Origin of the sequence: Microcoleus sp. B4-C2, from assembly GCF_036705265.1 — a bacterium.
GTDB lineage: Bacteria > Cyanobacteriota > Cyanobacteriia > Cyanobacteriales > Microcoleaceae > Microcoleus.
On record NZ_JAUBUB010000008.1, the window covers coordinates 61,971 to 77,641 of the forward strand.

The window sequence follows — 15,671 nt, forward strand, 5'->3', positions numbered from 1 at the left end:
AGATGGTGATTTACGGCTATCGTGGGGGCGGGTTTATGAGATTATTGGTTTTAGGCGATTATTGTTGGTGAAACCCGCCCCTACGGGTGGCAATTGTTGGTAAAACCCGTTTAATATCCCGGTTCTTGATAAGCAGGCTCTTGATAAGCAGGCTCTTGATAAGCAGGCTCTTCCCACTGGCGATACCGGGGTTGAGGATTGGGATTGTAAGGTACGATCGCACCATCCTCATTCACAATCATTCCCCGAATAATCCTCTTAGGCTCCACCGGTTTAGCCTTAATACTGCCTTTGCGGCCCTCCAACTTCGGCAACTTCGGAAACTTCTCAACCGGCATTCCCTTAACAATTTGGCTCATAAAATCGCGCCAATTGTAGGCCGCCGTACCGCTAGTTCCCCAGGTGGGATAATTATCATCATTTCCTAGCCAAACTCCAGTCACAACCTGTGGAATGTAACCAATAAACCACAAATCCCGGACATTTTCCGAAGTACCAGTTTTGCCTGCTACAGCGCGATCGTTTAAAGCAGCAGGCCCCCCCGTACCGTCTTGCACAACACCCTCCAACATCCAAGTAGTAATCGCAGCACTATCCTTATCCAAAACCCGCTTCGGTTTAAAATTAGCCTGATAAATTACATCTCCCCGCTGATTAATCACCCGCTTAATTCCGTGGGCTTCAATAAAATTCCCTTGCGCTGCTAAAGTACCGTAAGCATTGGTTAACTCCAGCAAATTCACCTCTGAAGATCCCAAAGCCAGGGAATAAATCGGACTCAATTTCGACTTAATTCCCATATCGTTGGCTACTTTGATCGCCGGTTCAAACCCCACATCCATCAACACCTTCACAGCTACGACATTCACCGAACGCGTCAAAGCATCAGAGATCGATCGCCAACCGCTAAATTTTTTGCCATAATTATTCGGTTGATAGCCGTCGATAATAATTGGTTCATCTTCGTAACCGTCATAGGGAGAAAAACCAGCCGCCATCGCCGCGGCATAAACCAACCCTTTAAAGGTCGATCCGGGCTGCCGCAAAGCCTGCGTAGCGCGATTAAATTCACTTTCCTTAAAATTTCCACCTCCTACCAGGGCCTTAACTTCCCCAGTCTTAGTGTCCAGTGAAACTAAAGCGGCCTGTTCAAAACCCTGACGGCGGCCATCAACTTCGATCGCATCTTTAACCACCTTTTCCGCTATTTTCTGCCACTTCAAATCCACCGTCGTCTCAACAGTCAAACCGCCCGCTTCCAAAGCATCCTGAGAAACATAGCGCGGCAATTCCTTCCGAATGTAACTAGCAAAATAAGGCGCGACCACTTTAAATCGCTTCGGCGGACTTGGTTTAACGGCGATCGGTTCCGCCATCGCCTCCTTCGCCTCAGCCTCTGTAATTACCTTCGCTTCCTGCATTTGTTGCAGCACAAGATTGCGGCGTTGCTTAGCAATATCGGGATTAACCAAAGGCGAATATTCGCTCGGTGCCGGGGGCAAACCCGCTAAAGTTGCCATCTCTGCCAAAGTTAATTTATCGACTGTTTTGCTAAAGAAAACCAACGCTGCATCTGCCACTCCGTAGGCATCTGAACCCAAATAAACCAGATTTAAATATCTTTCTAAAACTTGCTCTTTACTCAACTCCCGCTCAATTTTTTGAGCTAAAAGAGCTTCTCGAACTTTCCGCCTAATACTTCTTTCCTGATTGAGAAAAACAACGCGAGCCAATTGTTGCGTAATTGTACTGCCGCCCTGCACTAAATCTCGCGCGATCAAATTAGAAACAATCGATCGCACAATACCTTGATAATCCACCCCGCGATGTTGATAAAAACGGCGGTCTTCTATGGCAATAAAAGCTTGAACCAAGAGTTCGGGAATTTCTTTAAGTTTCAGTTTATCTCTAGTTGCAGGCCCCGACTGCAACAAAATCGTATTATCTGCTGCCTTAATTGTCAGCGTTCCGTCGCGGTTAAACGCTGACAAATCGTTAACATCTGGCAAACCTTTGTCTAAGGTGTACAAAATCCATAAACCGTAGATTAAAGCGCCCCCGCCTATACTTACCACACCTAAACTTATCCAAAATCTAGGGCGGCGGGAGATCCGTTTTTTAGTTTTTTCCTGCGGTGCGCTATTTTCCTGCGGTGTGCTAATTTCCTGTAGTTCCGTATGTCTCTGCAGTTGGGTGTTCTGCGATTCGCTATTTTCCGGCAATTCGCTACTATCGGATTTTTGGGGTGATTTAGTTCCCAGCAAACTTAATCCCGGCCCCAACAATTCTTTTCCCTTGGTTTGCAAGCTGGTAACTTGAGGTTCAATTTCCAACCAAGCAATTAAGCGCTTCAACCCTTGCCAATTGCGTTTGACTATTGGATATCGAGCGTATTCTGGCTCTAAATATTCTGACTCTAAATATTCTGACTCTAAATATTCTGAGTCTAAATATTCTGACTCTTCTAGAGATGCAGCATCTTCTGATACCACATACTCGGAGCGCTCATCCCTTGTCCGTGTAGAAAATTCCGCCTCGGATTCCGGCGAGTTGAGCTTATTGCCCTTCGCTGCCTTCGGCGGTTCTCGATCGGAATTACCGCTTATTGCGTTAGTGACTTTGCTCAATGTATCTTTGATATTTGAGAAAAATTCTGCCACGATCAGACCTTCAAACCTCATCAAGTCCGATTAAAAATTAAAAATTAAAAAAGCTAGCCTTCTTCAATTCTTAATTTTTAATTCGACATTTTTTCTTGAATAACACGCTGCCTTGAATTAGTTTTTTTGAATTAAAAAGTTTTTAATTCAAAACTCAAAATTCAAAACTTTTCTTAACGCTGCAGAACTTGGTATTTTTTTGAGAAGTGAATTAGATTTTTTTAATTCAAAATTTTTTAACTCAAACCTCAAAACTCTGCTTAACTCGCATGACCCAGTGCCAAGGCTGCTACCAGCATACCCAAAACCAGGAAAGGCTGAGCACTTGCCTGATATTTAACATCATTTTCCAGGGGATTACGCAAAAAGTACATATCCTGAAAAGTAATTTGGGGAATTATCAGCAGCAGCAGAATGACAGCGTAAAGGTTTTGGTGGATGCTGATCAGATAGCCTGCAATCCCAGCTTGAAAGATGTCGATCATCAAAACGCAAATCCAAGCTGCGGTGCTGATGCCAAACATCACTGGTAAAGATTTTAACCCTAATTGCCGATCGCCCTCAACACTTTTGAAATCATTGACGATCGCAATTCCCAGCCCAGCCAAACTGTAAAACAGGGTCAAAATCATAATCGTGGGATCTAGTGTACCAAACAAAGCTTGACCCGCCCACCAAGGCAGGGCAATGTAGCTAGCACCCAGGGCATAATTTCCCAACCAGCCATTCTGCTTGAGTTTCAGCGGGGGCGCAGAGTAGATATAAGCTAGAAACGCGCCGCCGAGAGTCAAAACAGTCATTATCGGGAATTCATGACCCGCCCACAAGTCTAGAGCATAAGCCACCCCAATACCAGCGGCTAATAATACCAAAATTTGCGTTACTACTTGGGGAATCGAGATAATCCCGGAGGGAATTGGACGGTAGGGCTCGTTAATGGCGTCGATTTCGCGATCGTAAAAATCGTTCAAAGTTTGAGTGTACCCGGTCAGCAACGGCCCTGACATCAACATACAAGCTGCTGCGATCGAGAAATTCTCTAGATTCCAAACATAGTTTCCAGAAGAGGCCGCCCCGCACACCACGCCCCAAATCAGGGGAATCCAGGTAATCGGTTTCATCAATTGCAAGCGAATCTTCCAGATGGAAGTTTCCCCGCTAGCGGCCCCTTTCATGCCCAACAGTTGCCGAGTTTTGGAACTGCGGTTTTCGGTAGCAGCACTTTCCGGTGCAGATTCTGGGGAGATTGGGGAGGGAGGAGAGTCAGACATAAGTGTGATGTTAGCGGTACTGCTACTATTGTGTCGTTCTGCGTTTCAATAATAATTCTGATAGGATACCACTGATATTTAAGGCATCGTCTTGAAAACTTACCCCGTCTTGGAGTTAATGCTAGGGAAAAGTACGGGTTTCATCAACTTATTTTAATATCATTATTCTGTGTAAATGTCAAGAGGATAAATACTTTTTTTAATAATTTTGCTGGGCCCGCCTGCTTGGGGAGATTTTTGCCAGCCGGTGCATTGAATGTCAATTACCAGGAGGCGATCGAGTTTTTTGCCATACTACCCTTGAATCATCTCATCTGCCAGAAAATCTGGCAAAAATTCAGAATCTAGAACCTCGACCGAAGTGTAGATACATAATTGCGGAAACGTTTCTACAGGCAATCCAGTTTCAGCAATTGCTTGTTCTGCTGCATCCGCATAGCATTCAGTCAATACCTCTTCAAGATATGGTTTGAGACTGGGGGAATCTTTGATAGCTTTGCGAATGCGTCTGCGATGTTCGGCAATGCTGCCTTTCCAACTACCGCTTCTTTGATCCGGTTGAAATTGCCACTTAAGCAAGTGCAGGAGAATTACAACCAGATTACTCTCTAAACTCCGGCGTTCACTTCGCCCCATGTCTTCTATTTCTGCAATCAGATTTTCCCAGTCGATGTTTGAATAGTCGCGATCCCGCAACTTTTCCACAGTAGTTTCAATCCATCTCAGGTAATCTGTATCATACAATTTTTGTCGTTCTACTTCTAATTTTGTCGTCATAATACTTTTTAGTTGGGCGGGGGCGGGTTTACGAGATGATTGGTTTTAGGCAATTATTGTTGGTCAAACCCGGCCCTACAAGGTTCGATCGCATATTATTGTTTTTTTGGCTTTGGACTTACTTAACAACTGTAAATTAACAAATATGGCGGTATGAATCAAAAGGCAGTCCCGTCCGCCGCTTGACTTCGACAACTGATTTGTAAGCGCCTTTTCTCTGCCTTTCTCTAACTATTTTTTCCGCAACATATCGATCTAAACCGCTGGCGATTAACTCTTCCGGCGAAAGAATATTTAACCGTTTCCAAGTAAACTGCGATTCTTTTTGATAATTGTAGCTGAAGCAAATCATCGGAGCGATGCGTCTGACGTGACTTTCGGGAACTCCTGCTATTTCTGATAACTCTTCGGCGTAGGTAAAAATGTAGCCTTCGTTTTGCAGAGATTCAATATCGTTGGCGTAGACGATCGGCAAACCCAAGATTCTGACCATATCGTCTTTGGTACACTCGTTAATATCTATTTTGCCGCGCACGTTTGCCAATTCTTCGGCATTCGTCGCACTCGCCGGAACCAGTAAACCTCTGGGTGCGGTTTTGATGAGATAGCGCTTTTTCAAACTAAAAGCAGTAACAATTTGAGCAATCCACACGATCGTACCCAAATTAGTTGAAGAAGATACCGCTAGTGCTGCTAAAGTAATGGCAACACCCCATCCCATCCAACTACGAATATTTGACTTTTGGCCTGCATAGGCGATCGCCAATCCGCCGAAGTAGGGAATAAAAGCATACCACACCCAGTTGGGAGTTTGACGTAGCCAGTATAAATCTTGAGACACTTTAATTTTATCCTTAAATAATAGTTGTGATCTCACACTTACTTATTTCACTCCCACTTTTTTAATAGTGGGCTTTCTTCTACCTTCTACCTTCTTCCTTCTTCCTTCTATCCTTTACATCCGTTACATCCGTTACAAAATCCGTTGCCGAACTACCTTCTTCCTTCTTCCTTCTTCCTTCTTCCTTCCATCCGTTACATTCGTTACATAATCCGTTGCCGAACTTCCTTCGCAAATTACAATTCTCGCAACAGTTTTTGGCGTTTTTCTTCATATTCTTCGGCGGTAATTGCGCCCATATCGTAAAGTTTTTTCAATTCGCCGATCGCCCCGGTTACATCTTTTGCCGCTCTGAGGACATACCCAGACGGCAACGTGCCGCCATTGTACTGAACCTGAAAAGCTTGTTCCGACATCAGCAGCAGTCCAAGAAAATCGAAAAATGCGATCACGAACGGAATTAATGTCCCAGAAAATAGCAAGTATAATACCCCTGCTAAGTTATTGCCCAAATAAAATTTGTGAATTCCGAAACCTCCTACAAAGAAAGCTAACAGAACTGCTACGGTTTTATCTTTTACCATTTTTACTTTCCCCAGTTTTTTATTTTAACTTCCGCCATCGACTTTGAATGCACGACCTTGAACGATCGAGCTAAGTAATGTTACTAATTTTTACTCATTTATTTGGGTTTTTGCGAAACTTAGACATCGCAAAATACAGCAGAACAATACCGGCTTGAGCTTGTATAATGACCAAGTAGCCTCTCAAGAAATAATTGAGTTCGCTGCCTGAATTGAAAGAAAATATTAACAGACCCAAGGCTGCGTAGGGTGCGAAACGCATCCAACTCGGCGTTCCCTCTAAGTTGCGGCTGTTCAAATTGCTCATGGGTTTAAGCCTCATCCTAAATTAAAATTTAGCTATAAATTAGCCGGATTGTCAACTTCCGCTGGGTGCGATCGCCCGCGTGAGTCTCTCAATCATCAGCCGACAAGATATTACTTCCATCTTAAACCCTGTTTTTCCGCTAAAGTAAGGAACCGGGGCGGGTCTATCTGGATCTGTGGCTAATATTACAGATTAATGTGAACCCGCCCCTATGGGAGTTCCGGTTATTGTACCGGCCTAGATATCAGGGGCGCACCGAGCACCCTACTGCTGTTTTTGGCAAGAGTCGATCGCCCGCACGAAAACTGTCAAAAAAACTCGGTTAATTCACAATTATTAACAACCGCCCCAATTAACTCGCGCCGCCGCCCAAAAGAAACAGACTCAGGAGAGTACCGCTGTTCCAAAGACTGTGGAGAAGCATAGGAGCAAGTAGATTGCGCGATCGCGTGTACACAAACCCCAAAACCGCACCCAAAGTCGCCAAAGGCAGAATCTCAGACACACTCAAGTGAGCCACAGCAAACAAGAAAGCAGAAGCTGCGATCGCCCCCCAAACAGGCAAATAGCGAGTCAGAGAAGGCAGTAGAAAGCCCCGAAACACAATTTCCTCAAAAACCGGAGCCGCGATCGCAGCAGTGCCGAAAAACACCGCCAAAGCCACGTTATCCCTACCTTCGAGAACGATCGGCAAAATCGGATTACTGCCGCCTTGTCCCTGCCATAACTGCTGATTGATCAGCGACACCAAAACCACCAAAGGCAAAGCCGCAAAATAGCCGCCAAAACCCCACAAAAACCAATTTCCCCGCAAATTAATCCGAAACCAACCATCAGGCAAAGGCAAAAAAGACTTCACCGAAAAATACAGTACCGAAAGCCCCCCCGCCGACAGCAACAAATAAGTAGCAAAGATATAAAAAGCCTTCTCGCGCGGGTCAAAAGTAGCAGGATTCAGTTTTAAAACAGCCAGAGAAACAGGCAGCAGCAAATAGGGAATCAAGATTTGCCCGACAAAGAAAAAGCCGACCACCAGCACCTGCCAAACAATCTCGCCATCCCAAGGCACATCCCAAGTCAAGCTTGCATTTCGCGCCAACACCGGGCCGGAACCTGCTGTATCTAACTGCTGCCGCTGCAACAGCCACTGCAGGCTCAAACCAACCAGCAAAACCGTGCCAAGACAAAGCGAAATAGCCGGAACGCCGACAATAATTGCCAACTTTTCTACAGCTTGCTGGGCTGTTACTTGCTCTGCTGCTTGCAGCGCCACCAGCTCTTTAGAACGTTCTTGCAGCTTGTAAAGTTGAGCGAGAGCGCGATAGCGAAACCAGCCATCCAAAGACTTTTGAATGTTCTGCTCGGCATCCGGCAGCAGTTGAGCCGGATTGCTCCAAATTCCAGTTAAAACTTTAGCAGTTACCGCCGCAGAATCGTAATCAATTTGAGTGTTGTACCGCTCAACTAAATCTTTCCAAGTTTGGATCGCCGCCTCAGTTTTACCACTGCTTGCCTGCAAAATTCCCAATCGCAAGTCAAGTTCGTTTAGCAGCACTGACTGTTGCTTGATCGACTCGGACGCCGCCTTATTTTGAGCCAAATTCAGAGTATTATCCTCAGACTTAGAGGCAATTGCCGACTGAATTTCTTTAACTTGTGCTTGAGATGTTTCGAGAGTTTTGCGAGTCGAGTCTCGCGCTTCTTGATATTGCGTCAAAGCCGTATTTAAAGGATCTGCACCGACAATATTGTTGCGCGCCGAACTTAAATTAGCACTCTGATTATTTTCTCCTTGCCACTCCGAGGCGTGCAGCAGCAAATTTGTCTGGTAGAGTTCCAGCCGGCTTTGAATTTGCGGCTGATTCCAACTAGCAAGTAAAGATAAACCGACCAGGGCGATCGCGATCGCCGTTAAAATACCTAAAATAACCCGCTTCAGTGTCATTCCTCGTTTTCCGTCCCGCGCGAATCCGTGGCTAAATCTTTTCCGTCTTTAATCATAGGTCGTTGCAGACGAGAGTATCCCGACAACTGGTAAAATTTCACTGGCTCATCTTTTTGACTCGCCTCGCACCCGAATACTGGGTAAGGCGTGCACCCCGCACCCGAAGCGCAGTAACAGGCTAAATCTAAAATCTAAAATCTAAAATCTAAAATCGAATGACTCGCATTATCTTAGTCCGTCACGGCAAAAGCACATACAATCAAGAACGCCGCATCCAAGGCCGCCTCGATAAATCGATTTTGACAGAAGCAGGCCGCAGCGCCGCCCTGCAAGTAGGCGACACACTCAGCAGTATCGCCTTTGATGCCGCCTATACCAGTCCCCTGCAACGAGCCAAAGAAACAGCGGAAATCATCCTGTCGCGCTTGACAAATCCGCCACAACTCCAACCAACTGATAATTTGATGGAAATCGATTTGCCTCTGTGGGAAGGAATGCTGCGGCAAGATGCTATAGACAAATTCCCCGAAGCATATCAGCAGTGGCAAAGACAGCCCGACAAATTTTCCATGAAACTGCCATCTGCTGACGGAGAAATCGAACACTTTCCCGTATTAGCCGTTTTTGCTAACGCCCGTCATTTTTGGCAAGAACTTTTATCGCGTCACCAAGACGGCACAATTCTAGTAGTAGGTCACAACGGAATCAACCGCGCTCTCATCGCCACCGCCTCGGAAATTACCCCAGATTACTATCAATCAATCCAACAGTCAAATTGCGGAATTAGCGTAATTAATTTTGGAACCTCCCCTGTTACCAACGACGCAATTGAAGAGCAAAAAAAGAAAGTTCCAGTTCAATTAGAGTCAGTGAATTTAACTTCCCATACCGGGGAAATTTTTCCCAAACCGAGGGACGGACACCAAGGCCCGCGATTGTTGCTGGTGCGTCACGGCGAAACCGACTGGAATAAAGCAGGTAAATTTCAGGGGCAAATAGACGTACCTCTCAACGATAACGGCCGCGAACAATCTCGGCGGGCAGCAGAATTTCTCAAGAATGTAAAATTAGATTTTGCGATTAGCAGTTCGATGCTGCGCCCGAAAGAAACTGCGGAAATTATTCTCCAACATCACGGCGGTTTGCAACTAGAACTCCGCGACGACTTGAGAGAAATTAGCCACGGACTTTGGGAAGGAAAGTTTGAATCAGAAATCGAACAATCCTATCCGGGTTTGCTACAGGAATGGAAAACATCTCCTGAAAAAGTCCAAATGCCCGAAGGAGAGAATTTGCAGCAAGTTTGGGATCGGGCGATCGCGGCTTGGCGAGAAATCGTACAATCTGTTTCTGGTACTGGAATTGTCGTTGCTCACGATGCCATTAACAAAGCTATTCTCTGCCACCTATTCGGTTTGGAACCGGAACATTTCTGGAAATTCAAACAAGGAAACGGAGCCGTTAGCGTGATTGATTATCCCCACGGCCCCGATGGTTTGCCGGTATTGCAGGCGATGAATGTCACAACTCATTTGAGCGGCGGCGTTTTTGACAAAACAGCAGCCGGAGCACTCTAATTAGTAAAGTGCCGATCGCGAACCCGTAGCGGAAGGAACGCCCACCGCTACGCTTCGCCCGCCTGAAAAATGTTTGAATTTTGATAACAACCGCGCCCGACGCTTAGGAAGTTCTTAATTCCTGAAACTAATGCGCTGGATTGCTTCTTCCTTCTTCCTTCTTCTTTCTATCCTTTACATCCGTTACATCCGTTACATCCGTTACATAATCCGTTGCCGAACTTCCTTCTGTTATATGAGCCGCGAACTGCTACAAAATGTACGAGTGCTAGATCCAGTTTCAGGGAGCGATCGCATCGCTGATATTCTGATTGCTGAAGGTAATATCAAAGCAGTTGAGGAAAAAATTGCTGAGTTTCCCGCTGACACAGAAGTGCGGGATTGTCAGGGACTGATTTTGGGGCCGGGGCTAACTGATATCTACAGTCACAGCGGAGAACCGGGTTTTGAGGATCGAGAAACGCTGGAATCTTTGATGCAGGCTGCGGCGGCTGGCGGTTTTACGCGAGTGGCGATTTTGCCGGATACTTCGCCGCCTGTTGACAATTTGGCCGGTTTAGCTTTGTTGCAGCAACATATCCGCAATTTGCGGCCGGGGCTGCCCCGCTTGTATTTTTGGGGCGCGCTGACAGCCGGCGTTAAAGGGCAGCAGATGGCCGAGTTGGGCGAGCTGGCCTCCTGTGCAGTGGTGGGTTTTGCAGACGGTTTGCCGCTGTCTAATCCGGCTCTGGTGAGGCGTTTGCTTGAGTATATCCAGCCTTTGGGCAAGTCTGTGGCTTTGTGGCCGTGCGATCGAACTTTGGCAGGAAACGGGGCGGCGCGGGAGGGTGCGGTGTCGGTGCGCTTGGGTTTGCCTGGAATTCCGGCGAGTGCAGAAACTTCGGCTTTGGCGGCAATCCTGGAGTTGGTGGCATCTGCGGGAACTCCGGTTCACATTATGCGCGTTTCTACGGCGCGCAGCGTGGAATTGATTCGAGATGCGAAGGCGCGGGGTTTGCCGGTGACTGCGAGTGTGACTTGGATGCACTTGCTGTTGAATGTCGGGGCAATTTCAGGAAACTCTCAAGATTCCGGCGGGAAAAATGCTCTGACTGCTTCGTTGCCCTACGATCCGAATTTACGCCTAGAACCGCCGTTGGGCAATCTCAGCGACCAATTAGCGTTGATTCAAGCTGTGAAAGATGGCGTAATTGATGCGATCGCGATCGACCACAACCCGCATACTTATGAGGAGAAAACTGTGGCTTTTGCTGATAGTCCGCCTGGGGCGATCGGCTTAGAATTAGCTTTGCCTTTGCTATGGCACGGACTGGTAGAAACCGGCGAATTTTCGGCTTTGCAACTGTGGCGAGTGTTGAGCGCAGGCCCTGCCGTTTGTATCGGACAAACCCCCCTCACGGTTGCACCGGGAGTCTCTGCTGAGCTGATTTTGTTCGACCCGGAAATGAGTTGGACTGTTGACGGGCAAAGTCTGAAGTCGCGATCGGCAAATACGCCTTGGTTGGGACAGCAATTAGCAGGAAAAGTTGTACAAACCTGGATTAATTGATTCTTGGGATTGAAATTTATCTATTGTAGAACAGGCATCTTGCCTGTTTCTCAAAGTAGAACAGGCATCTTGCCTGTTTCTCAAAGTAGAACAGGCATCTTGCCTGTTTCTCAAAGTAGAACAAAAGTAGAACAGGCATCTTGCCTGTTTCTGGGAATGCTGAATGAGGTGACTCAGAAAAAAAGATAAATACATGATTGCTGCTTTTGATTCGTGGAAGTCCCCACCGCAAAACCTGATATTGGATCTGGGCGAAATTCATGTTTGGCGCGTCTCTCTGACTCAAACAGAATCTTGCTTGCAGAGTTTACAACAGACTCTCTCTACCGACGAGCGGACAAAAGCCGAGGGTTTTCACTTTCCCAAAGGTCGATCGCAATTTATTGTGAGTCGTGGCGCGCTGAGAGCAATTCTGAGTCGCTATCTTAACATAAGTTCTCACATTTTACGCTTTGAGTACAATCCCTACGGCAAGCCTTCTCTCATCGTCGCCCAAGGTGGAAACACCCTGCGTTTCAATTTGTCTCACTCAGGAAACATGGCTCTAATTGCGATTACCAAAAATCGAGATATTGGTGTCGATATTGAAAGCATAAATCCCAACTTTCCTTGTCAGGAGATTGCTGAAAAGTTTTTTTCACCCTTAGAATATTCTGTGTTGCTTTCGCTCCCAGAACATCTCCAACCCAGAGCTTTTTTCACCTGCTGGACTCGCAAAGAAGCCTATATCAAAGCAGTTGGTAAAGGACTTTCTATTCCCCTGAATCAGTTTGATGTCAGCCTCGCACCAGGAGAACCTGCTGCGCTGTTAAATGTTGAAGACAGCCCCGAAGAAGCATCGCAATGGTCTTTAATTGAATTAATTCCTAGTTCAGATATGGTGGCGGCTGTTGCGGTTGCAGGAGATTGCTCTAAACTTGATTGTTGGCAGTGGACGGGGGAGTTTTGATTTATACTGAGATGTTGCAGCATTCTCAATAAGCTTTTTATGAACAGGCAAGATGCCTGTTCCACAAGAAAGAAAATTCACTCTTTGTGGAACAGGCATTTTGCATCAGCAACAGGCAAGATGCCTGTTCCACAAGAAAGAAAATTCACTCTTTGTGGAACAGGCATCTTGCCTGTTCTTGAAAATGCTGCAATATGTGAGTTTATACCGATCGCGAGCGAGTAAAAGAGAACAGCAACAGTCGCTGGAATAGCTCTACTGGTTGCACCTCCAAGCTATTGTATAGCCCACCCTCCATAGACAAATAAGGACACAACATTTTTGTGTCCTTATTTGTCTATTCGACTGCAATTTACCACCCTACAACTGATTTAATAATTTAACCAAATCGATAGCCAAACCCGCGTACCGTAATGATATATTCCGGTTGGGCCGGATCTATTTCCAACTTTTCGCGCAGCCAGCGGATGTGAACGTCAACTGTTTTGCTGTCTCCGATAAAATCTTGGCCCCAAATTTTTTCCAGCAACTGATCGCGAGACCAAACTCGCCGGGGATTACTCATAAATAGTTCTAGTAAGCGAAACTGTTTAGGAGAAAATTTCACTTCCAGACCACGAACCAACACGCGGCACTCTTCAGGATACAGAGTTATGCTCTTATATTGCAGCATCATCGGTTGTCGCAACTGACCGAGGCGCTGGCGTCGCATCAGCGCCCGACAGCGAGCGATAAACTCCCGCATTCCAAAAGGCTTAGTCAGATAATCATCCGATCCGGCTTCTAGGTAAAAAGCGCAATTGTTGGCACTTCCTCTAGCACCGATAATCAAAATAGGGACGGGATTTCCTTGATGCCGTAACATTCGACACAGATCCAAACCGTTAATAGAATCCATGATTAACAGGTTGAAGGCAAATTCACCGTGGTATGACGCAGCAGCCTGTACAGAAGGCAGGGCGTTGCGCCCGTCGCTAGTAACCACCACCTCATAGCCCTGTTCTTTAAGGGCTAAAGCTAGCATTTCCCGCAACAGGTCTTCACCTTCCAATAACAAGATACGGCCGGCTTGTCCAACAGCCAACCTTGAAGGACTTTCGCTTAATTCAGCAGAAGACATAAATATCAGTGGGAGTGATGTTTGTATGTGGCTAGCGCGAGGTACCTTCTTCAGTAGCTGAGGCACTCTCGCGCTGCGATCGCTTGTACGATCGCCAAAAAGTTTGATCGCTTAGAATCCTTCGCCAGCCCATCCCACAGACACGCGCTCGACCTTTGCTACTTGCTCGTGTAAGGAATACAGCCGTAGAGCAGTTGCCGGAACCGCGCTGTCTGCCTGCGTCCAGGCCACAGAAGTCTGGTCATTTTTCGGGGTCGGTGTTAATTTCATAAAACATTGCCCGCTGTTAATTGACCACGTAACACCCAATCTAGAGGGATATGCTTGTTATACTACTGTTAAAAGGTTATTAAAAGGTAAAATTTTGGTAATCAATTGGTTAAATTATTAACGTTAAGTAATATAACAGTAAAGTAGCGATCGCACTTTAAGAGCTTTTTTTAAGAATACAATAATAAGTTGCTCCAAATTCCTTATTCTTCCCGTGCCGGCTACGATCGACGATAGCAAGTAAAAATTCTGTAGACTGCCTATCATGTTGCTGCATTTGAGTACCTGGCCCGAAGTAGAAGCTTATCTCGAAAGCTCGCGAGGCATAATTATCCCGATCGGCTCCACCGAACAGCACGGGCCCACCGGCTTGATCGGCACTGACGCCATTGCTGCCAAGGCGATCGCCCACGGTGTCGGCGAAGCTGCCAATGCCTTAATCGGCCCGACAATTAATGTCGGGATGGCCTTGCACCACACCAGCTTTCCCGGCACAATCAGTTTCCGACCGCAGACGCTGATACTGGTAATCCGGGATTACATCACATCTTTGGCAAAAGCGGGATTTGAGAAATATTTCTTCATCAACGGTCACGGCGGCAACATTGCCACGATGAAAGCAGCATTTTCCGAGACATACGCCCATTTGTCTGACTTGAATTTACCGAATGCCGATCGAATCCAGTGTCAAATCGGCAATTGGTTCATGTGCGGTTCAGTCTACAAACTAGCAAAAGAATTGTACGGAAACCAAGAAGGCTCCCACGCCACCCCCAGCGAAATCGCCTTAACCCAGTACCTTTATCCAGAAGCAATCAAGCAAGCTCCGCTTTCGGAAGAAGTCGCTTCCGGGCACAAAATTTTCGGTGCTGCTGACTTCCGCCGCCGATTTCCCGACGGGAGAATGGGTTCAAACCCTGGATTAGCAACCCCCGAACACGGTCAGCAGTTTTACGAATTAGCAGTCAAAGAATTGACTAATAATTATTTGGAGTTTTTAAGTTCCGATTAACGTTTTTTATTCTCGTTACTAGAAATAGCTTGGTAACGAGTAAAACTGTCAAACTCTTCTATATTTTACAGTTATGAGTGAGTCCGCAACAGGATATTTCATCTGTTTGAGAAAGGCTATATCTCCCGATTAACCATCGGGAGAATATCAAAACTATTCCACAATCCAAGGAGTTAAACAAGGTGTCCAAGCACTCAATTCTTCTTCCTTGAACCAAAGGCTAATTTCCGCACGGGCAGTCTCGACAGCATCAGAACCGTGAATCAGATTACGGCCGACATTGACGGCAAAATCTCCCCGAATTGTCGCAGGTTCTGCATTCAGAGGATTTGTGGCACCAATGATTTTTCTCGCCGATGCCACAACGCCGTCGCCTTCCCACACCATCGCCACAACAGGGCCTGAAGTGATAAAGTTTACCAATCCAGCAAAGAAGGCTTTTTCTTTGTGAACATCATAATGTTGTTCCGCTAGTTCGCGACTCGCCGTCATCAGTTTCATACCAACTAGCTTAAAGCCCTTGGCTTCAAAACGACCGATAATTTCGCCGACGAGTCCGCGCTGTACGCCGTCGGGCTTAATCGCTAAAAAAGTCCGTTCCAAGATTAACTCCTATAATTGTGTTAACTGATCCAAAAGATAGAGTAACTCACAACGCACCTAAAGGCAATTCTGAGAATTGGAAATTGTCATTTGGAGGCTGATGGCCGCAGGAAGAAGGAAGAAGGAATAAGAAGAGGGAAGAGAAAAGAGGGAAAAAGCAATAAAAGCAAGGGTTAAAGAAACCGGGTTTCTCAGAAAAATTTTTG

Annotated in this window: 16 protein-coding genes; 6 read left to right on the forward strand and 10 right to left on the reverse strand. The window is 46.3% G+C overall.

What is annotated here, in order from left to right:
* Positions 1–110 precede the first annotated feature (110 nt).
* From QUB20_RS05065 to QUB20_RS05095, 7 genes are all read right to left on the reverse strand, one after another.
* Positions 111–2,681 carry a penicillin-binding protein 1A gene (locus tag QUB20_RS05065; protein ID WP_333243628.1) on the reverse strand — a complete coding sequence of 857 codons (2,571 nt, stop codon included), beginning with the start codon at positions 2,679–2,681 and terminating at the stop codon, positions 111–113.
* Between the two features lie 239 nt (positions 2,682–2,920).
* Positions 2,921–3,931, reverse strand: a complete 1,011-nt coding sequence (gene chlG, locus QUB20_RS05070; protein ID WP_333243626.1) for a chlorophyll synthase ChlG — start codon at positions 3,929–3,931, stop codon at positions 2,921–2,923.
* A gap of 294 nt (positions 3,932–4,225) precedes the next feature.
* Positions 4,226–4,708 carry a DUF29 domain-containing protein gene (locus QUB20_RS05075; RefSeq protein ID WP_333243623.1) on the reverse strand — a complete coding sequence of 161 codons (483 nt, stop codon included), beginning with the start codon at positions 4,706–4,708 and terminating at the stop codon, positions 4,226–4,228.
* A gap of 136 nt (positions 4,709–4,844) precedes the next feature.
* Positions 4,845–5,549 carry a helix-hairpin-helix domain-containing protein gene (locus QUB20_RS05080; protein WP_333291207.1) on the reverse strand — a complete coding sequence of 235 codons (705 nt, stop codon included), beginning with the start codon at positions 5,547–5,549 and terminating at the stop codon, positions 4,845–4,847.
* A 236-nt stretch (positions 5,550–5,785) separates the two neighbouring features.
* Positions 5,786–6,133, reverse strand: a complete 348-nt coding sequence (locus QUB20_RS05085; RefSeq protein WP_333035309.1) for an NINE protein — start codon at positions 6,131–6,133, stop codon at positions 5,786–5,788.
* A gap of 94 nt (positions 6,134–6,227) precedes the next feature.
* Positions 6,228–6,440 carry a hypothetical protein gene (locus QUB20_RS05090; protein ID WP_333051592.1) on the reverse strand — a complete coding sequence of 71 codons (213 nt, stop codon included), beginning with the start codon at positions 6,438–6,440 and terminating at the stop codon, positions 6,228–6,230.
* A 352-nt stretch (positions 6,441–6,792) separates the two neighbouring features.
* Complete coding sequence (locus QUB20_RS05095) at positions 6,793–8,385, reverse strand: CPBP family glutamic-type intramembrane protease (protein ID WP_333243617.1); 1,593 nt, start codon at positions 8,383–8,385, stop codon at positions 6,793–6,795.
* A 215-nt stretch (positions 8,386–8,600) separates the two neighbouring features.
* Between QUB20_RS05095 and QUB20_RS05100 the strand changes: the two genes are divergently transcribed.
* The 5 genes from QUB20_RS05100 (at position 8,601) to QUB20_RS05120 (ending at position 12,713) form a co-directional block, all read left to right on the forward strand.
* On the forward strand, positions 8,601–9,962 hold the full coding sequence (locus QUB20_RS05100) for a histidine phosphatase family protein (protein WP_333243614.1): 1,362 nt from the start codon (positions 8,601–8,603) through the stop codon (positions 9,960–9,962).
* A 235-nt stretch (positions 9,963–10,197) separates the two neighbouring features.
* Positions 10,198–11,511, forward strand: a complete 1,314-nt coding sequence (locus tag QUB20_RS05105) for a dihydroorotase (RefSeq protein WP_333243611.1) — start codon at positions 10,198–10,200, stop codon at positions 11,509–11,511.
* A 39-nt stretch (positions 11,512–11,550) separates the two neighbouring features.
* A complete protein-coding gene (locus tag QUB20_RS05110; RefSeq protein WP_333231284.1) occupies positions 11,551–11,700 on the forward strand; it encodes a hypothetical protein in 150 nt (49 codons plus the stop codon).
* A gap of 4 nt (positions 11,701–11,704) precedes the next feature.
* Entirely contained in the window at positions 11,705–12,460 is a 756-nt protein-coding gene (locus QUB20_RS05115; RefSeq protein ID WP_333243608.1) for a 4'-phosphopantetheinyl transferase superfamily protein, read from the forward strand.
* Positions 12,461–12,512: 52 nt separating this feature from the next.
* Positions 12,513–12,713: a hypothetical protein gene (locus QUB20_RS05120; RefSeq protein WP_333243605.1), complete on the forward strand. Its 201-nt coding sequence runs from the start codon at positions 12,513–12,515 to the stop codon at positions 12,711–12,713.
* Positions 12,714–12,839: 126 nt separating this feature from the next.
* Here QUB20_RS05120 and QUB20_RS05125 read toward each other — a convergent pair whose 3' ends face one another.
* Together QUB20_RS05125 and QUB20_RS05130 are read right to left on the reverse strand one after the other, a co-directional pair.
* Positions 12,840–13,580: a response regulator transcription factor gene (locus tag QUB20_RS05125; protein WP_333243602.1), complete on the reverse strand. Its 741-nt coding sequence runs from the start codon at positions 13,578–13,580 to the stop codon at positions 12,840–12,842.
* 111 nt (positions 13,581–13,691) lie between these two features.
* The gene (locus QUB20_RS05130) at positions 13,692–13,850 is read right to left on the reverse strand and encodes a hypothetical protein (RefSeq protein WP_333243599.1); all 159 of its coding nucleotides are present in this window, start codon (positions 13,848–13,850) and stop codon (positions 13,692–13,694) included.
* Between the two features lie 265 nt (positions 13,851–14,115).
* Between QUB20_RS05130 and QUB20_RS05135 the strand changes: the two genes are divergently transcribed.
* Entirely contained in the window at positions 14,116–14,862 is a 747-nt protein-coding gene (locus QUB20_RS05135) for a creatininase family protein (RefSeq protein ID WP_333243596.1), read from the forward strand.
* Between the two features lie 153 nt (positions 14,863–15,015).
* On the opposite strand, the gene ndk is transcribed toward QUB20_RS05135, so the two are convergent.
* Positions 15,016–15,465, reverse strand: coding sequence for a nucleoside-diphosphate kinase (gene ndk, locus QUB20_RS05140; protein WP_333238417.1), 450 nt, complete (start codon positions 15,463–15,465; stop codon positions 15,016–15,018).
* Positions 15,466–15,671: the final 206 nt, after the last annotated feature.